Here is a 24,238-nt window from a genome sequence, read left to right as displayed (position 1 = left end):
TATGAGGAAAGTAAGAAAGTTACTAACACTTGTCATGGCACTGGTCATGATGTTTGCTATGACCATCACAGCAGCAGCTACAGATGAAGGTTTAGATGCACCATCTTCTGGAACTGGAGCAAAGATTGAGGTTTTAAATGCAGACGATGCAACACTTACCTATGATCAGGTAATCGTAGTTAATCGTAAAACAGTTACAGGTTGGGAAATCGTAGATAAGTTTAAACCATTATTTGCAGGTTTTGATACTTCTGACGCAGATACTCAGAAAGATATCGATGCTCTTGTAAAGGCAGCTACTGAGGCTGAAATCTTATCTAAGCTCGGTGATGTTGGAGCTACAAAGCCATTCTCAAATCCACTGACAGTTAAAGAGCCAGGTCTGTATTTGATTAATGGTACTGAAGAGAATTTCGATTATAGTCCAATGCTCGTTTATGTAAGTGCAAAGGATATTGCTGAAGGTAAGACTCTTCAGGTAAAAGCTAAGAAGACTCCTACACTCGTAGTAAAGAAATTAGTAAATGAAAATGATGATAAGGCAGTTGAGTATGGTGCTGAGATTCCTTATGACGTTGAGGTAACAATTCCTTATTCTCCTAAGGGTGAAGAGGCTTCCTTCGTAATCAACGATGAGCTTTCTGGTGGTGTATTTAAGACAGCAGAAGGTGCAACTACTACAGAAGTTACCATTACTATTGAAGCACTTAATTACACAGAGACAAGACAGATTGCCGCAACTGAGAATGGAACAAAGCTTACAATTGACATTTCAGATTTAATTATTCACAGTGATGATCCAGAGGAAGATAATAAGTATGCAGGTTATAAGGCTGTAATTTCTTACGCAGCTATTGCTGATGGAACACTTCCAGCAGTAAACAATAAGGCATACATTGGTGATAAGCCAGAAACTGGAACAACAGTTACATCTTGGACTGGAACACTTAAGATTACAAAGATGAACGAAGCTGATGCAAATGAGCCTGAATATCTTGTAGGCGCAGAGTTTGTAATCATTAAGAAAGTAAATGATGTTACATCATATGCAGTTATTGAAGATGGTAAGCTCGCAGGTTGGGTAGCTACAGAAGAAGAGGCTACAAAGCTTGTAACAGATGAAAACGGTGAAGCTTCAGCAGATGGTTTCTCACCTGATGAAAAATATAGCTTCCATGAAGTTCTTGCTCCTGAGGGATATGCACTTAATCCTCATGATGAAGAACCAGAGTGGAAAGAAATTAAGGATAATGGAAAGATTGTTTCTTACTTAGGTGATGCTACAATGCATGATACAAAGCTTTCAGAGCTTCCTTACACTGGTGGTAAGGGTACAGCAGCTTTCACAGGCTTTGGTGTACTTTTAATGAGTGTTGCAGCAGGTTTATACTTCGCAAATAAGAAGAACAAATCAATCAAGTAATAATACAACAGCTCAAAAATAGGATGCGTTCCCCCGTCGCAGTAGGTTCACGGCGGGGGAGTGACATCCACTACATTATCAGGAAGAGGATATTGGTTCAGTACCTTGTTCCGGGTGATGTAAATCGGAGGATAGTAATAATGTTGAAGGCCTAGTGGCTTGGAAGGGAGTCGCCAGTGATTAAAGTTAGTTTAAGAAGAAAAGGTCTAATAGGAATATGCATGGCTTTAGCCTTATGTATTTTGGGCATAGGAGCTCACAGCCTTAGAGCAGCTAGCAGAGTAGATACAAAGAAGCCAGTTACTATTACTGCAAAGGTGGCCGATGGTGATACTTCTGCTTTTGCTACAGAATACAAAGGAAAAGTGGATATCTATTTATACAGAATTGCTACCATGGATGAAACAGGAACTTTGACTGTAGATGACAGATATGCAACTGCAGGCATTGACCTTTCTGTTTTAAATAAGAAAAATGCAACTTCTCAGGATGTAATTACAGGAATTGTAGATCCCGCGATGGAGAAGGCAGAGCAGGTTGGCAAGGATGAACAGTTTACTCTTGATAGAAAAAATGGTGATATCTCAGCCACAAGCGATCCTTTAGAAAAAGGCGTTGGACTTTACCTTTACATTCCACAGAGATCTACTGAAGATGCAACTTCAAGATATGCATATGAGTTTACACCTTATGTAGTATTTGCTCCTTCAAGCACATTTATTACTACTGGTACTGGCTCAGATGAATGGGATTATAATCCTAGCTTTAATCTGAAGTCAACGCAGATTGAAAGAACAGGAAAGCTAAGGATAGTTAAGAAGCTGGATAAATATAACATTTCAATGGGTAAACAGAGCTTCGTTTACGATGTGAAGGGCACCTTAGATGGAAAGGTAGTTATTAATAATGTATATAAGATAGACTTTGATGGACCTGGTACAAACGATAGGATAATCGACGTAGATATACCAGCTACTGCAGTGTTAACAGTAACAGAAGCTTATCCAGGTTCAAGCTACAAGCCAGTTGATGAAGAAAAAATGGTGGTAGATGGACTTGTGGTTATTCCATATGAAAAAGAAGGCGATCCGATAGTAACCGCAGAATTTGAAAATACTTACAGTGGCGGACTTATTGTTGGTGGAATTGCAGCAGAAAATACATTTATTGAAGATGAAAATGGCGATATTCATTTTATAGAAGATGTTGTTGAATGAGAGGTAACTGATTATGAAAAATAAACGGATTATATTAGTTGCAGCCATTGCATTAATGATATGTACAGTTGCTGTAAAGCCTGCGATGGCGTATTTCACAGCTACCACAGATGTGGAAGGCGGGTTTATAGTTTCTATCGGTGATGGCATTCCAGAGATAGAAGAAAAGGTCAAGGATATGACCAAGAAGATTACCATCAAGAATGTTGGTGATTATTCTATCTTTGTAAGAGCAAAGGCTATCTATCCTGATGATGTAAATATTATCTTTGAAGCTACAGATGGCTGGAGCGATGGTGGAGACGGTTACTATTATTATAGAGATCCTATTGCACCAGGGGAGTCAACACCAGAAGAGACACCTCTTACTTTAAAGATTACAAGAGAAGAGGATGCTACTGGAAACTTCAACGTAATTATTGTTCAGGAAGCTGTTAAGGTAATGTATGACAAGGATGGAAATGTTGATTGGAAGGGAGCAGTATCCAGTCAGAATGTTTACGATCTCGGTAATCAATAGATTAGGAGGGTGTTAATATGAAAAAATTTTATAAGAGCCCTCTGCTATTGTTGGCATTGGGTTGTATAGTTTTAGCAGCGACATCTGTTGGGGCAGCAAGAGCCGCATTCACTGATTATTCTATAGACAAAATCAAATTCAACACAGCGGAGATTGCAGTAGATGTTAGTGGAGATATAAAAGATGGGAAGTTGGTTTTTCCAGAGATTGAAAAGGCATTCGATGATGAGACCTTTGCATTTGGAAAGACTTACGAGGAGAATGTTTTAGTAACCAACAATTCTAACGAAACCGCGGGTTATGATGAATACATCAGGGTTGTAGTTAGAAAGAGCTGGCTAAACGATCGCGTAAAGGATGAATCCTTAGATCCTAGACTTATTAACATAAAGACAGCCGAGGGATGGTTCAAAAACGAATCAGAATCCACATACGAACAGGAGGTTTGGTATTATACAAAGCCAGTTCCTTGTGGAGACACAGTTCAGTTTATTACAGGTATTAGCTTAGATGATAAGGTTACTACAGTGGTCATGCATTCGATTACTGAAGCACTAATCGAAAACATATATGTTTATGATCAGCAGAAAGCATATGTAACACTTCAGGTTGATGCAGTTCAGGCTAACAATGCTAAGGATGCAATTTATGGAGCATGGGGTATAAATGTTGAGTGCAGCGTTCCAGATTCAGGCGTAATTACTTCTATTGATGGCAAGCCTACACTTTAGGAGGAAGGAGCAGGTTATGAAGATTAAATATTTAAATATAGTCCTTGCTCTTTCGCTTGCTGTGGCAGGGCTTATGACACCAGTATTAAATGTAGAAGCAAAAAATCATCCGGCTGTAGAATGGACAGTAACTTTCGATTCAAATGAAAAGCTTGGCTCAGATTACAGCACCTCTGCATTAGAGGCTGCGAAAAGAATCCTTAAGGTAATGCCTGGTGATACAGTTACTTATCAGGCAACTTATAAGAATGCCTCAAATGCGTCAGCAGATTTTTATCTGGCCACAGATATAGTTGATTCGCTTGAAGATGGAAAGGATGCTTCAGGCGGAGCATATACCTTCCAGCTATATTATACACAGGGCGGTAACACTACTTATTTATATAATGACGATACAGTAGGTGGTGAAAGCGACGTTGTAGGTTTGCATCAGGTTAAAGAGCTTAATCAGACAAGCCTTGGCAATGACGAGAAGACCTATTATAAGCTTGGAACTCTTTCTAATGGAGGAGATGGCACAGTATTCCTAAAAATTACACTTGATGGTAATTCGCAGGATAGCTTGTACATGGATGCTGTAGCAAATATAGATTTGGTATTTGGTGCAGAGAAAACTCCAACTACACCTCCAGAAATAAAAACAGTTACAAAATATGTGACTAACACAAAAACAAATAGAGTTGTTTCAAAAGTACCTGGTGGGTCAGAGATAGTTGTTATTAGAGACCCATCAATGCCTTTAGCAGGCGGTGGCTCAGGCAATCCAAGAACAGGGGATGAAATATTACCAGTTATCGCCTGTACAGTAGGATTGGTACTGGGAATACTCATAATTCTTTGTTATTTCTCTATGGAGATGAAACAGAGAAGAAAGGAGGTAGCTTGTAATGAAGAAGAGCAGTAAGGCATTAGGCTTAGTATTATCCATTATATTTGCTATCTCCGCAGTACTTTCGTTACCTATGGTTGCCAAGGCAGCAGATGAGCCATATCCAGGCACAAAGTATACTGTATGGATTGGAATTGGTGATGACCGGTTCGAATTTAATAGAGATTTAGATGGAATTCTTACAGTTGATACTGGAGATGGTAGAACAGAAGACCTCCCTAAGGTAGATACTTCTGATTCCAAAGTCATCTATATTACAAACCTTAAATCAACAGATAAAGTTGGACTTAAGTGTGCAGCAGCTGTCGATACCAGCTCCTCAGACAAATATATTGTAAAAGGAGTTCGCAGAGGCGGAGCTAATGATTGGTATGCAGATTTATCCTACACTGTAGATCATGATGAAAGCTACGTAATTGCATATGGTGTTGGTACAATTGTTTCTTATACCGTAAAGTTTGAAGGTGCTAATAGGACTATTGCTCCTGTTACCTATTATGGAATTCAAGGACAGAAGAATTTTTATATTCCTAGTGAAGCTGTTTCAGGTTATGAGATTGATACCACAAAGACCAATCCAGGTTGTACTTATAAGGGACAAAGCCTTTATGTAGAGCAAGCCCTTGTTGGTGGCGAAGAATTCACCTTCAGATATAAGAAGCAGTCAGGTGGTTCTCCAATCACTGATACTAAAACAATTTATAACGAGGAAACTAATACCGTATATTCAACAGAAGTAGGTGATCCAGAGTATACCTACCAGACAATCCCAGGAGAAATCGTGGATGCTGGTGAAGGAGTTACTAATAACCGAGTAGAAGGTGGAGGTGACCAGGGTGCAGCAGGAGGCGCAGGTGGTGCCGAGGCAGGTCAGGCAGAGGCAGGTGACACTACAACAATTGGTGAAGCAGATGTTCCATTAGGTGGAGGTGAAGAAACACCAACTAATATTCCAGAGCCAGAACCACCTAAGGGACATGATACTCCGGTATATTTGTTGTATATCCGTTATTTAATCATAATAGCTATAATTGCTATTCTAATATTGTTAATTGCAATCATTGGAACAATGAAGGCTAATTACGATAAGAAACATAAGAATTAATAATTAATGTGAATTAGGGGCGACTTAATGGTCGCCCCTTTTAAAGTGTGGTAATATCTAATTATGGAAAAATTTCTTAAAATACTAGGTAATTGTATAATCATTTTAGTTATTGTATCCTGTCTACCGCTGGCTATTCCAAGGATAATGGGAATGCAGGAATACAATGTAATCACCGGGTCTATGACTCCAGAAATCCCTGTAGGTTCAATAGTATATGTTAAGCCTGTTGATTTTCAGGAGCTTGCTGAGGGGGATATTATTGCCTTTGACGTGGGAGCCAGCGTAGTTACCCACAGGATTGTGGAATTGGATGCCAAGCATCGACTGATTACCACAAGAGGTGATGCCAATCCTACTAACGACTTTATGCCCGTGACCTATGAAAATGTGCTAGGTAGGGTTGTGGCACATTATCCTTTTATAGGGAATATTGCGGCGTTGATTTCAGAGACTAAGGGGAAAATAGTAGCATTTCTCCTGCTTATCGTGGGAGTGCTTCTTGCCAGTGTTGAGGACAAGAAGAAAAAAGAAATCAATCCAAAGGTAATACTTGCACTAGGGCTTGTTATAGTGTTTGGCTCCATAGGTGGATTTGTTTATATCTATTTAGGTTATCAGAAGTCAAATGATTTATATGATTCACTGGAACAAACCTATGTTACAAAAACGGATGATCAGGTTCTGCAGGTGCCATGGCAGGAAATGCTTGATGTGGATATTTCGGCTTTACAGAGCATCAATCCTGATGTGGCTGGATGGATTTATGTTGAAGGAACAGACATCAGCTATCCAATAATGCACTCAGGTGATGACGAAAGATATCTTCGAACAACCATAGACAAGGAATATGCCACCGCTGGAAGTATTTTTTTGGAAGGATATAATCTAAAGGATTTTAGCGACAGCCATAATATTATTTATGGCCACAATATGCGAAATCTTTCCATGTTTGGAAAATTAAAGTATTACAAGACAGATGAAAATTTCTATGATGAGCATAGATATTTCCAAATTATAACCCCAACAGCAAAGATGAGATTTGAAATCTTTTCATATTTTGATACGGAGCCTGCATCATGGGTATACACAGTGCCTTATTATGACAATCCAGAATTTCAGGGCTATATTGACGATTTGAATAAACATGCTTATAAGGAATTTTCAGTTGCAAAGAATGTTACCTCGGCTGACAAGATAGTTACACTTTCTACCTGCTCTGCTCAGGAAATGAGATTTACAGTTCATGGATACTTAGTTGATAAAGTGGATTAATCTACAAATAAAATGTTATATTGATAGGCAGAAAAAGTGTTATTCTGGCAAGATGTAATGTTAAGAAAGCCAAAATGAGTTCCGATATATCGTTTAACAAAAACGAAGTTGAAATTAATTAGTGGTATTTCGGAGGGATTATGGCAAAGAAGATTGTTAGTTTATTAAAGGGAACTGCTATCACAGGAGTTGCAATTGGAGGAGCATCAGCATTAACTGGAGCTGATTTGGTATTTGCTCAAGAACTTTCAGCAGAAGTAAATGAAGAAGCAGAGCTTGCTGTAGAGCAGACTGTTGAAGAGACTGTAGAAGAGACACATGCTACAGAGCAGCAAGATGAGTATGAGGTATATTCATATGAGACAGTAGAGAGTGCTCAGGAAGCCATAACTGAGACTGAGGTTGAGATTGCTGAGACAGAGGAATTAAAGGCAGAGGCTGAAATAGAGAAGGATATTATTGTTGAGAATCTTGTGAGTGCGCAGGCAGAGCAGGCCACTGTATCGGGCGAGCTTGCAGATGCTCAGAGCCAATTAGCAGATGTTCAGCAGGAGATGGCTGACAGACAGCAGTCTTATGAGGAGGCTGGTTATGCCAATGAAGGGCTTGATGAGCAGGAAGCTGTAGTAAGTGAAAAAATGGCTGAAGAAGCTGCTGTAAGAGCTCAGCTTTATGAGCAAAACAAGAATCTCACAATGGATAATTACTATAAAAATGAGGGTCGTCAACTTGCTAAGGAAATGATTCTTTATAAGTTGATTATGACAGGCGAGGTTAGCGCTGAGGATGCTGATAAAGTATTTTTTGGTGAGAACTTCAATAAGAATTACGATGACAAGCATTACTGCGTTAAGTATGTAAAAAATATCGATGACGAGCCAGTATATGTTGAGAGATATTTTGATTATGTAACCTGTGATGAAGAAGGCAATTCAATGTTCCAGGGACTTGTTGAAAATGAGAATGACTCTTCAGTAGTTGCAGGTATCAACGTAGTAGAAAAGACTCCTACCTATAAGGTTTGGACAGAAGATCCACACAAGGTATCAACCTACGAGAAAAATGTTCCTGGAAAGATTAAAAACCAGACAGTATATGGTTACACCTTCCATGCAGCACAGCGTGATGAACAGGCAGGTTTTTATGCTGAGGAAGGCCAGCAGAAGAAGGGCGTTGACTGGTACACCCAGAACCAGTACAAGCAGGATGTTGATAATCGAAAGGAATATAAGGATTATGTAGAAGCTGCAACTACAACAATTGCTAACCTTAATGACAGAATTGCAGAGCTTACTGCTACACTTTCTAATGTTACAAATCAGATTAATAACCTTAGAGAAGATTTGGAAGACATCCAGGTAGAGATTCAGGGCTATGACAATAAAATTGAATATCTGAAGGACAAAGTAGATGCTTTAGGTGATAGAATTCAGGAAATCATAGCAAGTCAGCAGGCTCAGAATAATGTGGCTCCACAGGCTACTATAGCAATAGAAGATACTCCGGTACCAGCAACAACAGTTGAACAGACTCAGGAGCAGGCAGTACAGCCTTCTGTGATAGCTCCAGTCAGACATGTAGAGGTTCAGTCTATTGAAGATGTTCAGGTTCCTCTTGCAGTAATGGATGTAGAGGCAGAGGAGGATGTAGCTCAGACAGTTACAATCCCAGAGCAGGAAGTTGCAAAGCCAGGAGAGACTACAAAGAGCATGGCTATCTGGAACGGAAGTACACTTCCATTACTTGGAGCAATAGCAGGATTTATTGCTTTTACAAAAGTTAAGAGAGAAGAAGAGCAAAACTAGTCAGATAATAAAACGACCAGTACCCTAATCAATCAGGTGCTGGTCATTTTTTATGACTTCTTGTGGGCTACTTAAGGAAAAAGCCCACAAGAACCTATGAAATCTTTTCCAATATTGAATCCTTGAAATAAAGAGAGCTTTGCTCAACCTGATTTTTCAGTAAATCAAGCTTTGAATCCAGCTCCTTTTGCTTATAACATTTTGCCAGCAGGGTATAGGATTCGCTAATATCAGTACCTGTACCTACAGCAAATTCAAGGACTGTAATCACATCGTCAATTCTTCCAGCTTCCATAAGAGCTTCTGCATATTTATTAAGAAGAACAGTAGCTCTGTCGTAGTCGTCACCAATTTTGCTCATAGTCTCGAAATTTGGAACACCGTAGGTAAGCTTAAGGTCCGTGTTTGTTACTCTGGTAAGGTTCAAAAGCTTATGAGTAGATAATTCTTTTAATTCATTTTCAATGGCAATAACTTCCTCGTCATTACTAAAATTTAATGGAAATTTCTCTATTGGAATGGTAATATATCTTAGATTAGATATATCTTTTGCAGGGGTTATATTAGCCTGACGTTCTTTTTCCCAGAACTCAGCTTCCTCCCGCTCACGTTTTGCATTTAAATTATGCAGGCGAATAGATAAAAGAACTAAAAATAACAGGATAAAAGGTAAAAGAGGAAAGCCCATGGTGGTATCTCCTTTGCTTATAGATGTTAACGAGGTATTAAATATGAAACGTAGTAAAAAACATCAGATTATAGCCAGCGTTGTATTAGTGATTGTAGTGCTTAGTATGCTCATCACCACTATTGCCGCTGCGTTTATAATTTAATTCTAAATTTTGTAAAATATAAAGTCAATTACGAGGCATTATTGTTATGAAAAAAAAGTTACTATCATTATTACTTGCTTCTTCAATCATCGCGGTTTCACCAGTTACAGCATATGCTGATGAGGTGTCCGATGAGGAGCTTGCCAATGAAGAGGCAGAATCAGTTGCAGAGGAAGTAGAAACAGACAACAGAATCATCCCAAATGGTATCAGTATTGGCGGCACAGATGTGTCAGGCAAGACAGTTACTGAGGCAGAGGATGTAGTAAATAATTATTTTGCTGATTATGACAGTGCAGTTTTCACACTTTCAGCAAACGGTCAGACTTTTACAGCTACAGGTAAGGATCTTTGTATCGGAGCAAAGAATCCAGAGGTTCTTGAAAAGGCTGCCACATACGGTTCTACAGGAAATTTTGCAGAGCGATTTAAGGCTAGCAAGGATTTAGAGGAAGGCAGAGGAAAGGATTTTCCACTTTCTCTTGGAGCAGACAAGACAGGTATTGAGTTTTATCTTAACGGAGCATCCTCTCAGGTAAATGATGAGGCCAGTGATGATTATCTTACACGTGAGAATGGCCAGTTTGTATTCCATGAAGGTAAGGCAGGAGTAGTTGTTCAGATTCCAGAATCAGCCTCTGTTTTACAGAATTACATCGAGAATGAATGGGATGGTAGCGATACTACTGTCGAGCTTGTTACCGAGGTTAAGGAACCTAGAGGAAGCAAGGAAGAGCTGGCAGAGATTAAGGATTTGCTTGGTTCCTTCAGCACAGATTACAGTTCATCTTCAAAGGCCAGAAAGAATAACGTGGCCAATGGTGTAGGCTTCATCAATGGAACTATCCTTTATCCAGGAGACGAGTTCTCAGTACTTAACTGCATCACACCTTTCTCAGCTGAAAACGGATATATGTTGGCTGGCTCTTACGAGAACGGCACTACAGTAGAGACATACGGTGGTGGTATCTGTCAGGTATCTACTACTCTTTATGGAGCAGTTCGTGAAGCAGAGCTTGGCGTTGTTACAAGAAGCTCACATTCAATGATAGTTACTTACGTTAAGCCATCTCAGGATGCTGCTATTTCTGAGTCGGGTGGTAAGGATTTCCAGATTAGAAACAACAAGAATTATCCTATATATATAGAAGGTTATTGTGACGGCAATAACGCCTACTTCAATATCTATGGTAAGGAAGAGGATGACCCAGGTCATTCAGTTGAATTTGAAACAGAAATTACAGGTGTAAATGTACAGAATACTACATGGGTCGGCGACCCTAACGTGCCACTTGGTAAAATGACTACTACAGTAGGTGGTCACACAGGTTATACTGCCCGCCTTTGGAAGGTTGTTTATGAAAACGGAGTGGAAGTTAGCCGCGATGTTTACAACAACAGTAAATACAATCCTTCAAACAGAACAGTTACAGTAGGTATTGCATCAGAGGATCCAAACCTTTCCTATGCAATGCTTCAGGCAATTGCCACACAGGATGTTAATGTTATTGCAAACGCTATAGCGACTTACGCACCAGGCGTTGCAAATTCTACACCATTTATTATTACACCAAAGTATCAGGTTACAAATCCTGCACCAGCTGAAGACACAGCTCCTGCAGCTGATACTACTCCTGCAGCCCCAGAAGCTACTACAGATCCAGCTGCAGCACCAGCAAACTAGCACATATTTTAGGACTTACTTATGGAAATTGGAAAGTTACCAGAGAGCGTGTTAAAACGCTCCGTTATCAAACAATTACATGTTAAAAGACCAGAGGTTGGCAATGGCCCTTCTATTGGCGAGGATTGCTCCACAGTACAGCTTGGCCCAGATGAGGAGATGGTTTTATCTACAGATCCAATCACAGGCACAGCCTCTGATATTGGTGAGCTTGCTGTTACCATCTCTGTTAATGATTTGGCCAGCGCCGGAGCAGAGCCTATAGGCATTTTACTTACAGTGCTTCTCACTCCACGTATGCGCGAAGCAAAGCTCAAGCACATCATGGAGCAGGTTGATGCAGCATGTAAGCGTTATAATGTTCAGGTTATTGGCGGCCACACAGAGGTTACTGAGGCAGTTAATCAGCCGCTGATTTCTGTTACAGCTGTGGGCAAAGTTAAGAAGGGACAGATGGTATCCACAGGTGGAGCAAAGCCTGGTATGGATATCGTACTTACGAAGTGGATTGGTCTCGAGGGTACATCTATCATTGCAAAGGACCACGAGGAAGAGCTTCTTACACGTTTGCCACATTCACTTGTTGATACAGCAAAGGGATTTGATCAGTACCTTAGCGTTCTTCCAGAAAGCCGAATTGCAGTGGCACACGGCGTAGCTGCTATGCATGATGTTACCGAGGGTGGTATCTTTGGTGCCCTTTGGGAGATGGGCGAAGCATCAGGTGTAGGTCTTGATATTGATTTGAAAGCGATTCCTGTTAAACAGGAGACTATAGAGGTATGCGAGTTCTTTGGAATTAATCCATATGAGCTCATTTCATCGGGGGCGATGCTTATTGCCACCGAGGATGGAAATGGCCTTGTTAGGAAATTGGCAGATGCGGGGGTAGCATCCGCCATTATCGGGAAGTCCAACTCTTCAAATGACAAGCGCATCTTGAATGGTGAAGAGGTACGTTTTTTAGAGCCTCCGAAAACTGATGCACTTTATAACGTATAGACTTGCACCGAAAGGGGATTTTATTATGAGAGAGAAGATTTTAACTTATATTGAACACAACAGTAAGATTGACCTTAGCGATTTAGCTATGATGCTTGGCTGTGACCAGGCTACAGTTATGAATGAGCTTGAGGCTATGGAAAACGAGCATGTAATCTGTGGCTATCCTACACTTATCAACTGGGAAAAGGCTAGCGTAGAGAAGGTTTCGGCTCTTATTGAGGTTCGTGTTACTCCACAGAGAGGTATGGGTTTCGATAAGGTTGCTGAGCGTATCTACAACTATCCAGAGGTTGATGCTGTTTATCTTATTTCAGGAAGCTATGATTTCATGGTTTCTATTGAGGGACATACACTTAGAGAGGTGGCAGATTTCGTTTCTGCAAAGCTTTCTCCACTTGACTCAGTGCTTTCTACACAGACCAACTTTGTATTAAAGAAATACAAGGATCACGGTATTATCATGGCAGAAAAGCATGTTGATGAGAGGGAGAAGGTGAGCTTATGAGAAACCCTCTGAATAAAACTATTACTTCAATTAAGCCTTCGGGCATTAGAAAGTTTTTCGATATTGTGGCAGAGATGCCAGATGCAATTTCACTTGGTGTAGGCGAGCCTGATTTTGATACACCTTGGAAGGTTAGAGATGAGGCTATCTATTCACTGGAGCGAGGCCGCACCTTCTACACTTCAAACTCAGGTTTGAAGGAGCTTAGAATTGAGATTGCTGATTTCTTAGAGCGTCACTATGGATTGCACTACGACCCACTGAAAGAAATGCTTATGACAGTAGGTGGTTCTGAGGGTATTGATGTTGCACTTCGTGCGATGCTTGATCCAGGTGATGAGGTTCTTATTCCTCAGCCAAGCTACGTTTCTTACGAGCCTTGTACTATTCTTGCTGGGGGCGTTCCTGTAGCTATCAATCTTAAGGAGGAGAATGAATTCCGCCTTAAGCCAGAGGAATTGGAAGCAGCTATCACAGACAAGACCAAGATTCTTATCATGCCATTTCCGAACAACCCTACAGGAGCTGTTATGGAAAAGGCAGATTTAGAGCCAATCGTAGAGCTTGTTAAGAAATATGATTTATTTGTTCTTACAGATGAGATTTACGGTGAGCTTACATATACTGGCGAGGGACATGTTTCTATCGCATCCTTCCCAGGAATGAAGGAGCGCACTATCTATATCAATGGTTTCTCAAAGAGCCATGCCATGACTGGTTGGCGATTGGGATATGTTTGTGCACCTGCAGAAATAGTTCAACAGATGACAAAAATCCATCAGTTTGCTATAATGTGCGCGCCTACTACTAGCCAGTATGCTGCAGTCACAGCTATTCGTGACTGTGATGAAGACGTGGCAAACATGCGAGAGGAGTACAATGACAGACGTCGTTATCTCGTTAATCGCTTCAAGAAAATGGGAATCAAATGTTTTGAGCCTTACGGTGCCTTTTATATCTTCCCATCTATTGCAGAGTTTGGAATGTCTTCAGAAGAATTCTGTACACGACTTCTTAAAGAAAAAGAGGTCGCAGTAGTACCAGGCACAGCCTTCGGAGAATCAGGTGAAGGTAATGTGCGTATTTCCTACGCATACTCCCTCGAGGCCCTGAAGAAGGCTATGGATAGAATTGAAGAATTTATAAAGGAATTAAGAAATGCTTAATATTATTTTACATGAGCCTGAGATTCCAGCTAACACCGGAAATATTGGGCGTACATGCTGTGCCACAGGCACACGCCTTCACTTAATCGAACCATTAGGCTTTGTCCTTACAGACAAGACTGTGAAGCGTGCAGGCATGGATTACTGGGACCGCCTAGAGGTGTTCCGTTATGATGACTGGGACGACTTCAAAGCAAAGAACCCAGATGCTAAGATTTATATGGCCACTACAAAGGCCAAGCGTACTCATACCGAGGTGAATTACGAACCAGACTGCTACATAATGTTCGGCAAGGAATCAGCTGGAATTCCTGAGGAAATCCTTGTAGACAATGAGGAGAATTGCGTTCGTATCCCAATGGGACATGATATACGTTCGCTGAATTTATCAAATTCAGTTGCCATCATCTTATATGAGGCACTGAGACAGAACGACTTCCTCGGTTTGGAGACTGAGGGTAATTTACATAGACTCAACTGGAAGGAATAGTGGGTACCAATGTCGATTATCAAATCAAAGAATTTAGTTCATGAATATATTAGACGTGATGAAGAGGGCAACGTGGAGGCAATCCAGGTTGCTCTTGATCATGTTAATCTTAATGTTGAACCAGGTCAGTTTATTTCTATTTTAGGACATAACGGCTCTGGAAAATCTACCTTCGCAAAGCACATCAACGCACTTCTTACACCTTCTGAGGGCACTCTTTTTGTAGATGGAATGAACACCTCAGATGACGAGTTCACATTTGCAGTTCGTCAGACTGCAGGAATGGTTTTTCAAAATCCAGACAATCAGATAATTGCATCTGTAGTTGATGAGGACGTGGCTTTTGGTCCGGAGAACATCGGTGTTCCTACTGAGGAGATTTTAAAGAGAGTTGAAAAATCTCTTAAGATGGTAGGGATGTACAAATATAAGAGTCATTCGCCTAACAAGCTTTCAGGTGGACAGAAGCAGCGTGTTGCCATTGCTGGCGTTATGGCTATGGAGCCAAAATGCATTATTTTGGACGAGCCTACAGCCATGCTTGATCCTGATGGAAGAAAAGATGTGCTTCAGGCGGTTCATACTCTTAATAAAGAAAAAGGAATCACTGTAATCCTTATCACTCATTACATGGAAGAGGTAGTTGATTCAGATTATGTCTTCGTAATGGAAAAGGGTAAGGTTTTCATGGAAGGTACACCTCGTGAGATTTTCAAGGATGTAGATCTTTTAAAGGCACACAGCCTTGATGTTCCACAGGTTACTCTTTTGGCACATGAGCTTAGAAAATCAGGGCTTCCACTTCCAGAGTGTATTCTTACAAGAGAGGAGCTTGTAAACAGCCTTCTTCAGATAAGAAATACCGGGGTAGCAGTTAAAGCAGCAGCGTCACAGGCTGCAAAGGGACAAACTTCTGCTATTAAATCAGCTACTAATGAATTGATTTTAGATCATGTTTCCTATAAATATAGCCCAGGAACAGCTTATGAGGTTACAGCTCTTGATGATGTAAGTCTTTCCATCAAAGAAGGTGAGTTCATAGGAATCATCGGTCACACTGGTAGTGGAAAGTCTACACTGGTTCAGCATCTAAATGGTCTTATCAAGGCTACTGAGGGACATATCTATTACCGTGGACAGGATATCTATGATAAGGATTACGATATTAAGGACCTTCGTACTCAGGTAGGAATGGTATTCCAATACCCAGAGCATCAGCTTTTCGAGACTACAGTTTTCAAGGATGTTCAGTTTGGACCTAAGAATCAGGGATTAGATGAGAAGGAGCAGATTAAGCGTGCTTATGAGGCCCTTGGCTTAGTGGGGCTCCCAGAAGAGTTTTACCTTGCTTCGCCATTTGAGCTTTCAGGTGGACAGAAGCGTCGTGCGGCTATTGCTGGTGTTATTGCCATGAAGCCAAACGTTATCATTCTTGATGAGCCTACTGCAGGTCTTGATCCAAAGGGTAGAGATGATATTCTTGGGATGATTGCTGACATGCATAAGAAGCGCGGTGATACAGTTATTTTGGTTTCGCATTCCATGGAGGATGTAGCAAACTATGTGGATCGCATCATCGTTATGGATGCAGGTAAGCCAGCCTTTGATGGTACTCCAAAGGAGGTCTTTGCTCATTACAAGGAGCTTGAGGTAATGGGACTTGCAGCACCACAGGTTACCTATGTAATGAACGACTTAAAGGCAGCAGGTCTTGGCGTCAGAACTGATGCAACAACTGTTGAAGAGGCAAAGGAAGAGATTTTATGCTACGTGAAATAACCTTAGGACAATATTATCCAGCAGAATCAGTGCTTCACTCACTTGATCCACGTGTGAAGCTATTTGGTACGCTGATTTTTATAATTACACTATTTTCAGCAAATAATGTGATACTTTTTGGCGCGGTACTTATCACACTCATTGGTATCATCAGAATGAGTCATGTTCCATTTTCTTTTATGGTAAAGGGACTTCGTTCAATCATTATTTTGCTTATAATTGCAGGTCTTTTCAATTTATTTTTGACACCTGGAAAGACTTTGGCATCCTTTGGGATTTTTACAATTTCAGATGTTGGTCTTAAGAATGCAGTGCTTATGACCAGTAGAATGGTACTTCTTATCATTGGTACATCTCTTATGACACTTACAACCACTCCTAACCAGCTTACAGATGGCTTGGAGAAGTCACTTGGTTTTATGAAAAAGATAGGAGTACCTGTTCATGAGATATCCATGATGATGTCTATTGCCCTTAGATTTATTCCTATCCTCATTGAGGAGACAGATAAAATCATGAAGGCTCAGATGGCAAGAGGTGCAGACTTCGAGTCAGGTGGCCTCATCAAAAAGGCTAAGAATATGGTTCCGCTTTTAGTGCCACTTTTTGTTTCGGCCTTCAGAAGAGCAAATGACTTGTCTTTTGCAATGGAAGCAAGATGTTATAATGGAGGAGAGGGCAGGACTAAGATGCGTCCACTTAAGTACACATCCTTGGATCAGCGCGCCTACATATGTATGGCAATTTATTTAATAGTTTTTTATTCAGCAAAGGTAATTTTATAATATGCGAGTAATGATTGTTGTGGCCTATGATGGGTCAAACTATTCTGGTTGGCAGATTCAGCCAAACGGAGTGACAATTGAACAGAAATTAAACGAGGCTCTTACAGATCTTTTGCAGGAGCCTATATCTATTATGGGAGCCAGCAGAACAGATGCTGGTGTTCATTCTCTTGGAAATGTGGCAGTATTTGACACTACAAGTCGTATGCCAGCTGACAAAATCAGCTTCGCTTTAAATCAGCGTTTGCCGGATGACATTGTGGTTCAATATTCATGCCAGGTGGAGGATGATTTTCATCCAAGATACACACCATGTCGCAAGACTTATGAATATAAGATTTTGAATCGTAAAATGCCAGATCCTACAAAACGTAAGGATACTTTCCACTATTACTATGATTTGGATGTGGAAAAGATGAACGAGGCAGCTGCCTACCTTATTGGACAGCACGATTTCACATCACTCTCATCAGTAAAGGCACAGGTTAAATCCCGTGTCCGCACCATTTATACAGCAAAGGTTTATAAGGAAGATGATGTTATCCACATTCGCCTTACAGGTGACGGCTTCCTTTACAATATGGTTCGTATCATTGCAGGTACACTTATTAAGGTGGGATCAGGCGAGATGGAACCAATGTACATGCTTGAAATTCTTCGCGGACGAGACCGTGAATTAGCAGGCCCAACAGCCCCAGCTCATGGACTTACAATGATAGGTATAGAATACGATATTTGATGTTGACGAAAGCCAATTCGTATTGTATACTATAACGGCTGATGTAGTAAGGTAACTTATTTCTGTTAGCCCGGAGATGAGTTTTACTATAACTTTCCGAGACAGTGCCCGGACATCACTTTCTTGGAGCTTTTTTAAGATTTATTTAAGGAGGAATTCTCAATGAATACTTATATGCCAAACCCATCTCAGATTGAGAGAAAGTGGTATGTAGTTGACGCAGAGGGACAGACACTTGGTCGTCTTTGTGCAGAAGTTGCAAAGGTTTTAAGAGGTAAGAATAAGCCAGTCTTCACTCCACACGCTGATTGTGGTGACTATGTTATCGTAGTTAATGCAGAGAAGATTAAGGTTACAGGTAAGAAGCTTGATCAGAAGATCTACTATCATCACTCAGACTATGTTGGTGGTATGAAGGAGACAACTCTTCGTGAGATGCTCAACACACACCCTGACAGAGTTATCGAGCACGCTGTTAAGGGCATGCTTCCAAAGGGACCACTTGGTCGTCAGATGTACACAAAGCTTTTCGTTTACGCTGGACCAGATCATAAGCAGCAGGCACAGAAGCCAGAAGTGCTTACATTTTAATAGGAGGTAGATCATGGCTAAGAATACAACAAAGTATTACGGAACTGGTAGAAGAAAGTCTTCAGTTGCTAGAGTATATCTTGTACCTGGCACAGGTAAGATCACAATAAATAAGAGAGATATCGACGAGTACCTTGGTCTTGAGACATTAAAGGTAGTTGTTCGTCAGCCACTTGTAGCTACAGGTACTGTAGAGAAGTTTGACGTTATCGTTAACGTTAAGGGTGGCGGATACACTGGCCAGGCTGGTGCTATCAGACACGGTATCTCACGTGCACTCCTTGAGGTAGATGCTGAGTACAGACCTACACTTAAGGCTGCAGGATTCCTCACAAGAGATCCACGTATGAAGGAGCGTAAGAAGTACGGCTTAAAGGCTGCTCGTCGCGCACCTCAGTTCTCAAAGAGATAATCTTTCGAGATTCAAAAAGAATTTACAAACCTCAGAAACTCAGTGTTTCTGGGGTTTTTCTTTTATCTATAATTGTATTCAGTTGTGGTGAAACGCAGAAAATTTTTTACCGTAAACAGCGAGTAAACAGCAGGTAGACAGCAAAATTCTCATCTATCAAATTTTGTTAATGGCTTCTACAAGGGATTGTATATCCAAGTGTGTGTACACTTTCTCGGTCAGAGACATTGCTCCGGAGTGTCCTACGATCTTCTTTATCATTGTAGGATCCACATGAGCTTCTGCCAGCATTGATATGCAGGTGTGCCTTGTATCATGAGGATTATGCTCCATACCAAGGTTTTCTATTAGTGGTGTCCAGTAGCTGTCTTTATAGTTCCTGTAGGTGAATTTTTTGTTGTCATCTGTGTGAAGAAGGTATTCACAGTCAGAGGATTCATACCAGGCTTTGTAGAATGGTAGAACCTTATCTGCTATAGGAACCTTTCTGATACCATTTTCAGTCTTACTTAGTATCACATCGAAATACTGTTCTTCAAGATGAACATTTTTCTTTTCCAAATCCAGTAGTTCAGATATTCTACAGCCGTTGTAAATCAGCATCAGTACTGTCTGGTAGAACGGATTATCCTTGAGTTCCCATATCCTGTCAATCTCAGCTTTTGAAAAGATATCTCTCTCAACCTTATTTGGATTTTTGTCCTTATACTTGAGGATATCTACAAATTCGGAATAGTCCTTGTTACAGATATCGTTCTTAAGGGCATAATCGTAAAGCTGATTGAAAAGGACTTTGATCTTACGGAGTGTAGGATAATTCTTTCCGCAGGTATCAATGACATTCTGAAGCTCTGCCAGCCTTATATCTCTAAAAGTTTTGTTGTAAAGGGTGCCACATACGTTATATGAGGCTGTATACCCATGTACGTTGGAGTTAGAGATGGTAGGATACTTTGCTTCAGACCAGGCATTATATACGTCTGTGAATGTCATTTTGGCTGCTTTTGTATCAAATGGATTCTGATGATAATCTGATAGCATTTGTAAGCCTTCCTGCTTGGTTTCTGCATATCCTATGACATTGTACGTCTGCTTTTTTGTACCTTTTTCCGGATCAATAGTCCATCCGGTGGTTACTCTTACCATATAGGGTTTTCTGCGTTTTCCGGACATTTTCATTACACTTCCATATCCGTTTGGTAATTTCAAATAATATCGACCTCCTTTGATGCTCAGGTTATTTATGAAAAAGGGTATAACCCTTAATCACCTTTCTTATCTGGTAATGCTACATTTGCGTAGTATGCCAGCTCTGTTTCGAACCAGTGATTAAATCTATCTTCATTTGATAGGCCTTGTTCTAGGCTTTCTCGTTCATCTGCGTATCTTTCCAGAAAAAGGCAGAGATCTGCGTTATTATCTGCTATTTCATCGTTTCCCATGAATTTAAGGCTACAGCTCCACTCTTCAGTTTTTGGCGGGCGATTTACGTCTATATTGAAGTGAAGACCTGCTTTTTTATTTAATTCGTTTAGAACATAGAGGACATCTGAGAGAGTATCTAAAGTGATGTTCTTCTTCTGATATCCAATAAGTTCTGCCGGGGAGATATTAAGAATATTTGCGATCTCATTCAGTATACCTATTGAAGGTTCAATTTCACCGCTTTCATATTTCTGTACGGTACGCATAGTTTTGCCTAGCCTGTTAGCCAGTTCAGTCTGACTGAGGTGCTGAGCTTTGCGGGCCTGCTTAATTCTATTTCCAATATCATATTCATTATTCATCGTACTGACCTCCTTGTGTGAATTGTAACATGTAGTAATACGAATTGCAAGAGCGTAATACGAATTAAGAATACATATTATATATTGATAAATGAATTATTAAGACGTATTATCAAAATACGAACTGACAATTCGTATTTTAGACGGGAGGAGGTGAAAAAAATATGGAAGACAAAAAGTTATATGTAGAACTGCCAAGATTTACCGGTAGAAATGTTCCTATAACCGAGGTCGCTGAGGCAATGCACAAAGATGCGCAGTTTGTAAGAATTGGGATCCAACAGGGAATATTCAAATTTGGATATGCCATGAAGAAAGAGAATTCGAGTGAATACAACTACTATTGTCCAGACAGAAAGGTGTGGGAAGAGATTGGATACTTTAGTCCAGAAGCAGTCTAAAATGAAAAAACTCTCTTGCTGGTAACAAGAGAGTAAATGAAAAGCCGGAGCTTTTGTAAATTCGATTAAATAAAGTATAGCAAGGGTTCCGGCCAAGTTCAACAAAAAAATAAGATTGGAGGAATCTAAATGGAAACAAGCAAACCAGAATTAAAGCTTATCCAGATGTCAGATGTAGAAGCTGAAGAAGTTTCCTGGCTATGGTATCCGTTTATACCATATGGAAAGCTTACCATCATTCAGGGAGATCCCGGAGATGGAAAAACAACTTTTGTACTAAATGCAGCAGCGAAGTTATCAAAAGGAATTTCGTTAGATACAGGTCTGCAGAGTGAGGAACCAATAAACATCATATATCAGACAGCAGAAGATGGACTGGCTGATACGGTAAAGCCAAGACTTGAAGGTGCCGGGGCTGACTGCTCCAAAATCCATGTGATAGATGAGAGTGATAAATCGCTATCAATGGTAGATGAGAGAGTTGAACAGGCAATCATAAGGACTGGAGCAAAACTCCTGATCCTTGATCCACTACAGGCATATCTCGGAGGCGGAATGGATATGAATAGAGCTAACGAAGCAAGAGATATGACTAAGAAGCTGGGAGCTTTGGCGGAGAAGTACAAATGTGCAATCATCCTAATCGGACACATGAACAAAGCTTCCGGAAACAAGGCAGCTTATCGAGGGATGGGATCAATTGACTTCTACGCAGTAGCAAGAAGTGTCCTGCTGGTAGGAAGGATAGAAGGAGAACCGGAACTAAGGGCAATAGTCCAAATAAAGAACAACTTAGCAGCATTTGGACATTCCAAGGCCTTCAGATTATCAGAAAAGGGATTCGAGTGGATTGGAGATTATGAAATAACCGCAGACGAAGTTCTCGGAGGAATTGCACCGAAAGCAAATAAGCAGGAAAAGGCGATAGCTCTTCTGAGAGAATTGGCTGAAGACCATAATATGATCCCAAGTAACGAGGCAGTAGAACTGGCTAAAGAAGAGGATATATCAAAAAGAACTCTGGAAATAGCCAAAAACGAACTTGGAATAAAAGCCAGGAGAATCAACAATACTTGGTACTGGATATTGAAAGAGAACGAATGATAATCAAGACCGCAACAATGTAAGTTATCTGAAGTTACACTCTTAAGATTGCAAGGTTGTAAAAAGATAAAGACACTGCATTGTTGCGGACTAGAAGAAAGGGACGAATGAAAAACGTACAGATATCACAGGAATTATTTATAAGGCTGGTACGATTATTGGTCTTTGAGTTTGATGAAGATACTGATCTGATCAAAAAAGAACTTGAAGACAAGATGGAAAAACTAGCAAGGCATGAAATCTATTCAAAGTTCAAGACAGCACCCACAGAAGAGGAGAAGGAAAAAGCTCGTCAGGACTACCTCGATATGGTGGGAATGCACAGGGATTTTAGATGGTGATTTCCCTTGATGGATTGAACGGGAGCGTGACACGCTCCGGTAATAATCAGCCAAGGAATGAATGGTTTGGCAGGCGAGCGGAGCGAGCTTCCCCATAACGTGTCGTTATGGGTAACCCCCTATGGATAATGACATTACACATCATTATCCGGGGGCTCTCCGAGGGGCCTGCCGGCGGCAAAAAATACGAAAGGATTTAGTTTATGATAACAGTGACATTTCACATTTCATGTAAGAAGCATTCGCTCACTAAAACGCGAGATGTGGTTTCGGTGAGCAAACACAATCTTCGATTATTTCAAAGCGAAGAGTATAACGAAGAAATGATCGAAGTGGAAGTCGGGAGTGAAGTAAATATTCTCGATGATGTAAAAGAGATTTATGAAAGGGAATTCTCTGAGGCACTTGCGGAATACAACAAAGGTAAAAGAAGTGACAGACAGATTCATGACTATCTGGAGTATGTATCTGAAAGCAAAAAGAACGATGTGGCTACGGAGGTAATTCTCCAAGTAGGGGATAAGGAATTCTGGGCAGATAAGACGAGAGAGCAGTGGAATGCAATGAAGCCACTCTTGAGAGAACAGCTTGAATATGTAAAAGAGATAGTTCCGGAATTCAAAATCGCATCGGCGGTAACACACTTGGATGAGGATTCACCTCATATGCACGTAGTAGGAGTTCCGGTAGCAACAGGATACAAACGAGGACTAAGCAAACAGGTGGCAAAAACAAAAGTGTTTGATCAGGAGAGACTAGAAAAAATACAAGATCTAATGCACGATTTTGTAGAGCATCAGATGAAAGACCACCCGGAGATCTTTGGAGATGAAACCTTAAAGCCAAAGGAAAAAGGAAGGAATAGCGACTTCTCAAAAGAATTCTACTTAAGGCTAAAGCAGCAAGAATATGAAAAGCTGGAAGATAAGTGCCAGGAGAAGGAGACACAGATTGAAGCTCTGGACGGAACGGCTAAAGAAATGAAGGAGGACATTGAAAGCACAGTTAACCAATATGTGGACTCAGTGGTAAATACAGAAATGAAAAAGGAATTCATGAGATACGCAACACTCGAAAATCCTAAGACCACACTGGGAAAACTAGTCTCGAAAGCCTTCAGAACATTCAAGGAATGGTGGGATAAGACCAAGAAGCCTGAGGTAGCTGAAAAGGCTAAAACAAGCATTTTGCAAAAGCTAAGAGAAAGCCAGACGATAGTTGATCAGAGGAAGGAGCAGCAAAGTCCAAATCTTAATAGGAATAATCTAAGACCTGAGAGATGAATAACTGATAGTGCAATAGGTGTTGTTCGTCAAATTAATTGAAGCTCCAACCTTCAGATTAAATGAGGCTGTTTAGTGATAGCAGTATAGTATCAGTCGAATTATTTGGGGTATTATTAGCACTTTATTTTATATCGCATATACGAAAGTGCATAGACAATTTTCAAAGGTTTGTCAGCAGATGATGTTATGGGAAAGGAAAATGATCCTTCATTTGAAAATTGTCTATACACTTTTTCGTAAAGAAAAAGAAGTATAAATTGAAGTTGTTCCAAAATCGAAAACAACTTCAAAAACCAAGGTGCAAAAGAGTATTCTTTGCCTTGGTTTTGAAGCTTAAAAATTGAATAGTGTCTGAATCACAAACA

At 40.4% G+C, this 24,238-nt stretch carries 25 protein-coding genes; 22 read left to right on the top strand and 3 right to left on the bottom strand.

Going from position 1 to position 24,238, the window contains the following annotated elements; all coding sequences use genetic code 11:
* The first annotated feature begins 1 nt into the window (after position 1).
* The 8 genes from BLP54_RS07055 (at position 2) to BLP54_RS07020 (ending at position 8,965) form a co-directional block, all read left to right on the top strand.
* Positions 2-1,423 carry an isopeptide-forming domain-containing fimbrial protein gene (locus BLP54_RS07055; protein ID WP_090168111.1) on the top strand — a complete coding sequence of 474 codons (1,422 nt, stop codon included), beginning with the start codon at positions 2-4 and terminating at the stop codon, positions 1,421-1,423.
* A gap of 176 nt (positions 1,424-1,599) precedes the next feature.
* On the top strand, positions 1,600-2,640 hold the full coding sequence (locus BLP54_RS07050) for a hypothetical protein (RefSeq protein ID WP_143002005.1): 1,041 nt from the start codon (positions 1,600-1,602) through the stop codon (positions 2,638-2,640).
* 13 nt (positions 2,641-2,653) lie between these two features.
* Complete coding sequence (locus BLP54_RS07045) at positions 2,654-3,160, top strand: hypothetical protein (protein WP_090168108.1); 507 nt, start codon at positions 2,654-2,656, stop codon at positions 3,158-3,160.
* A 17-nt stretch (positions 3,161-3,177) separates the two neighbouring features.
* Positions 3,178-3,891 carry a hypothetical protein gene (locus tag BLP54_RS07040; RefSeq protein WP_090168105.1) on the top strand — a complete coding sequence of 238 codons (714 nt, stop codon included), beginning with the start codon at positions 3,178-3,180 and terminating at the stop codon, positions 3,889-3,891.
* 16 nt (positions 3,892-3,907) lie between these two features.
* Complete coding sequence (locus BLP54_RS07035) at positions 3,908-4,795, top strand: hypothetical protein (protein ID WP_090168102.1); 888 nt, start codon at positions 3,908-3,910, stop codon at positions 4,793-4,795.
* Entirely contained in the window at positions 4,779-5,885 is a 1,107-nt protein-coding gene (locus BLP54_RS07030) for a hypothetical protein (protein WP_090168100.1), read from the top strand. Before BLP54_RS07035 ends, BLP54_RS07030 begins: the two co-directional genes overlap by 17 nt.
* Before the next feature lie 63 nt (positions 5,886-5,948).
* The gene (gene srtB, locus BLP54_RS07025; RefSeq protein ID WP_090168098.1) at positions 5,949-7,160 is read left to right on the top strand and encodes a class B sortase; all 1,212 of its coding nucleotides are present in this window, start codon (positions 5,949-5,951) and stop codon (positions 7,158-7,160) included.
* A 140-nt stretch (positions 7,161-7,300) separates the two neighbouring features.
* A complete protein-coding gene (locus BLP54_RS07020) occupies positions 7,301-8,965 on the top strand; it encodes a hypothetical protein (RefSeq protein WP_090168096.1) in 1,665 nt (554 codons plus the stop codon).
* Between the two features lie 94 nt (positions 8,966-9,059).
* Here the strand turns inward: BLP54_RS07020 and BLP54_RS07015 are convergent, their stop codons facing one another.
* Entirely contained in the window at positions 9,060-9,653 is a 594-nt protein-coding gene (locus BLP54_RS07015) for a hypothetical protein (protein ID WP_090168094.1), read from the bottom strand.
* A 191-nt stretch (positions 9,654-9,844) separates the two neighbouring features.
* Between BLP54_RS07015 and BLP54_RS07010 the strand changes: the two genes are divergently transcribed.
* The 10 genes from BLP54_RS07010 (at position 9,845) to rpsI (ending at position 18,954) form a co-directional block, all read left to right on the top strand.
* On the top strand, positions 9,845-11,482 hold the full coding sequence (locus BLP54_RS07010; RefSeq protein ID WP_090168092.1) for a VanW family protein: 1,638 nt from the start codon (positions 9,845-9,847) through the stop codon (positions 11,480-11,482).
* A 21-nt stretch (positions 11,483-11,503) separates the two neighbouring features.
* Entirely contained in the window at positions 11,504-12,484 is a 981-nt protein-coding gene (locus BLP54_RS07005; protein ID WP_090168090.1) for an AIR synthase family protein, read from the top strand.
* Between the two features lie 25 nt (positions 12,485-12,509).
* A complete protein-coding gene (locus tag BLP54_RS07000; RefSeq protein WP_072919154.1) occupies positions 12,510-12,992 on the top strand; it encodes an Lrp/AsnC family transcriptional regulator in 483 nt (160 codons plus the stop codon).
* Positions 12,989-14,158, top strand: coding sequence for a pyridoxal phosphate-dependent aminotransferase (locus BLP54_RS06995; protein WP_090168088.1), 1,170 nt, complete (start codon positions 12,989-12,991; stop codon positions 14,156-14,158). Before BLP54_RS07000 ends, BLP54_RS06995 begins: the two co-directional genes overlap by 4 nt.
* The gene (gene trmL, locus BLP54_RS06990; RefSeq protein WP_028247695.1) at positions 14,151-14,648 is read left to right on the top strand and encodes a tRNA (uridine(34)/cytosine(34)/5-carboxymethylaminomethyluridine(34)-2'-O)-methyltransferase TrmL; all 498 of its coding nucleotides are present in this window, start codon (positions 14,151-14,153) and stop codon (positions 14,646-14,648) included. The genes BLP54_RS06995 and trmL overlap by 8 nt, the downstream gene beginning before the upstream one ends.
* Positions 14,649-14,657: 9 nt before the next feature.
* On the top strand, positions 14,658-16,427 hold the full coding sequence (locus tag BLP54_RS06985) for an energy-coupling factor transporter ATPase (RefSeq protein ID WP_090168085.1): 1,770 nt from the start codon (positions 14,658-14,660) through the stop codon (positions 16,425-16,427).
* The gene (locus tag BLP54_RS06980) at positions 16,412-17,212 is read left to right on the top strand and encodes an energy-coupling factor transporter transmembrane component T family protein (RefSeq protein ID WP_090168083.1); all 801 of its coding nucleotides are present in this window, start codon (positions 16,412-16,414) and stop codon (positions 17,210-17,212) included. The genes BLP54_RS06985 and BLP54_RS06980 overlap by 16 nt, the downstream gene beginning before the upstream one ends.
* 1 nt (position 17,213) lies before the next feature.
* Positions 17,214-17,951, top strand: coding sequence for a tRNA pseudouridine(38-40) synthase TruA (gene truA, locus BLP54_RS06975; RefSeq protein WP_090168081.1), 738 nt, complete (start codon positions 17,214-17,216; stop codon positions 17,949-17,951).
* 162 nt (positions 17,952-18,113) lie between these two features.
* On the top strand, positions 18,114-18,542 hold the full coding sequence (rplM, locus tag BLP54_RS06970) for a 50S ribosomal protein L13 (RefSeq protein WP_090168074.1): 429 nt from the start codon (positions 18,114-18,116) through the stop codon (positions 18,540-18,542).
* 13 nt (positions 18,543-18,555) lie between these two features.
* Positions 18,556-18,954: a 30S ribosomal protein S9 gene (gene rpsI, locus BLP54_RS06965; protein ID WP_028234846.1), complete on the top strand. Its 399-nt coding sequence runs from the start codon at positions 18,556-18,558 to the stop codon at positions 18,952-18,954.
* 156 nt (positions 18,955-19,110) lie between these two features.
* On the opposite strand, the gene BLP54_RS06960 is transcribed toward rpsI, so the two are convergent.
* Positions 19,111-20,163, bottom strand: coding sequence for a tyrosine-type recombinase/integrase (locus BLP54_RS06960; RefSeq protein ID WP_176754496.1), 1,053 nt, complete (start codon positions 20,161-20,163; stop codon positions 19,111-19,113).
* Between the two features lie 53 nt (positions 20,164-20,216).
* Positions 20,217-20,741, bottom strand: a complete 525-nt coding sequence (locus BLP54_RS06955; RefSeq protein WP_051594132.1) for a helix-turn-helix domain-containing protein — start codon at positions 20,739-20,741, stop codon at positions 20,217-20,219.
* Positions 20,742-20,905: 164 nt separating this feature from the next.
* On the opposite strand from BLP54_RS06955, the gene BLP54_RS06950 reads away from it, so the two are divergent.
* From BLP54_RS06950 to BLP54_RS06935, 4 genes are all read left to right on the top strand, one after another.
* Complete coding sequence (locus BLP54_RS06950) at positions 20,906-21,142, top strand: hypothetical protein (protein WP_013280038.1); 237 nt, start codon at positions 20,906-20,908, stop codon at positions 21,140-21,142.
* Between the two features lie 129 nt (positions 21,143-21,271).
* Entirely contained in the window at positions 21,272-22,246 is a 975-nt protein-coding gene (locus BLP54_RS06945) for an AAA family ATPase (protein WP_015550818.1), read from the top strand.
* Between the two features lie 107 nt (positions 22,247-22,353).
* The gene (locus BLP54_RS06940; RefSeq protein ID WP_090168072.1) at positions 22,354-22,587 is read left to right on the top strand and encodes a complexin-2; all 234 of its coding nucleotides are present in this window, start codon (positions 22,354-22,356) and stop codon (positions 22,585-22,587) included.
* 323 nt (positions 22,588-22,910) lie between these two features.
* Positions 22,911-23,870, top strand: coding sequence for a plasmid recombination protein (locus BLP54_RS06935; RefSeq protein WP_242870653.1), 960 nt, complete (start codon positions 22,911-22,913; stop codon positions 23,868-23,870).
* Positions 23,871-24,238 lie beyond the last annotated feature (368 nt).

The sequence above is a fragment of the Pseudobutyrivibrio sp. 49 genome (genome assembly GCF_900100545.1).
Classification (GTDB): Bacteria; Bacillota; Clostridia; order Lachnospirales; family Lachnospiraceae; genus Pseudobutyrivibrio.
This window is presented reverse-complemented; position numbering and strand designations above follow the sequence as displayed.

What these genes read in the sequence shown, in the direction of transcription:
- BLP54_RS07055 (WP_090168111.1), top strand. Translation starts at nt 2, where the DNA reads ATGAGGAAAGTAAGAAAGTTACTAACACTTGTCATGGCACTGGTCATG.
- BLP54_RS07045 (WP_090168108.1), top strand. Translation starts at nt 2,654, where the DNA reads ATGAAAAATAAACGGATTATATTAGTTGCAGCCATTGCATTAATGATA.
- BLP54_RS07040 (WP_090168105.1), top strand. Translation starts at nt 3,178, where the DNA reads ATGAAAAAATTTTATAAGAGCCCTCTGCTATTGTTGGCATTGGGTTGT.
- BLP54_RS07035 (WP_090168102.1), top strand. Translation starts at nt 3,908, where the DNA reads ATGAAGATTAAATATTTAAATATAGTCCTTGCTCTTTCGCTTGCTGTG.
- BLP54_RS07030 (WP_090168100.1), top strand. Translation starts at nt 4,779, where the DNA reads ATGAAGAAGAGCAGTAAGGCATTAGGCTTAGTATTATCCATTATATTT.
- srtB (WP_090168098.1), top strand. Translation starts at nt 5,949, where the DNA reads ATGGAAAAATTTCTTAAAATACTAGGTAATTGTATAATCATTTTAGTT.
- BLP54_RS07020 (WP_090168096.1), top strand. Translation starts at nt 7,301, where the DNA reads ATGGCAAAGAAGATTGTTAGTTTATTAAAGGGAACTGCTATCACAGGA.
- BLP54_RS07015 (WP_090168094.1), bottom strand. Translation starts at nt 9,653, where the DNA reads ATGGGCTTTCCTCTTTTACCTTTTATCCTGTTATTTTTAGTTCTTTTA.
- BLP54_RS07010 (WP_090168092.1), top strand. Translation starts at nt 9,845, where the DNA reads ATGAAAAAAAAGTTACTATCATTATTACTTGCTTCTTCAATCATCGCG.
- BLP54_RS07005 (WP_090168090.1), top strand. Translation starts at nt 11,504, where the DNA reads ATGGAAATTGGAAAGTTACCAGAGAGCGTGTTAAAACGCTCCGTTATC.
- BLP54_RS07000 (WP_072919154.1), top strand. Translation starts at nt 12,510, where the DNA reads ATGAGAGAGAAGATTTTAACTTATATTGAACACAACAGTAAGATTGAC.
- BLP54_RS06995 (WP_090168088.1), top strand. Translation starts at nt 12,989, where the DNA reads ATGAGAAACCCTCTGAATAAAACTATTACTTCAATTAAGCCTTCGGGC.
- trmL (WP_028247695.1), top strand. Translation starts at nt 14,151, where the DNA reads ATGCTTAATATTATTTTACATGAGCCTGAGATTCCAGCTAACACCGGA.
- BLP54_RS06985 (WP_090168085.1), top strand. Translation starts at nt 14,658, where the DNA reads ATGTCGATTATCAAATCAAAGAATTTAGTTCATGAATATATTAGACGT.
- BLP54_RS06980 (WP_090168083.1), top strand. Translation starts at nt 16,412, where the DNA reads ATGCTACGTGAAATAACCTTAGGACAATATTATCCAGCAGAATCAGTG.
- truA (WP_090168081.1), top strand. Translation starts at nt 17,214, where the DNA reads ATGCGAGTAATGATTGTTGTGGCCTATGATGGGTCAAACTATTCTGGT.
- rplM (WP_090168074.1), top strand. Translation starts at nt 18,114, where the DNA reads ATGAATACTTATATGCCAAACCCATCTCAGATTGAGAGAAAGTGGTAT.
- rpsI (WP_028234846.1), top strand. Translation starts at nt 18,556, where the DNA reads ATGGCTAAGAATACAACAAAGTATTACGGAACTGGTAGAAGAAAGTCT.
- BLP54_RS06955 (WP_051594132.1), bottom strand. Translation starts at nt 20,741, where the DNA reads ATGAATAATGAATATGATATTGGAAATAGAATTAAGCAGGCCCGCAAA.
- BLP54_RS06950 (WP_013280038.1), top strand. Translation starts at nt 20,906, where the DNA reads ATGGAAGACAAAAAGTTATATGTAGAACTGCCAAGATTTACCGGTAGA.
- BLP54_RS06945 (WP_015550818.1), top strand. Translation starts at nt 21,272, where the DNA reads ATGGAAACAAGCAAACCAGAATTAAAGCTTATCCAGATGTCAGATGTA.
- BLP54_RS06940 (WP_090168072.1), top strand. Translation starts at nt 22,354, where the DNA reads ATGAAAAACGTACAGATATCACAGGAATTATTTATAAGGCTGGTACGA.
- BLP54_RS06935 (WP_242870653.1), top strand. Translation starts at nt 22,911, where the DNA reads ATGATCGAAGTGGAAGTCGGGAGTGAAGTAAATATTCTCGATGATGTA.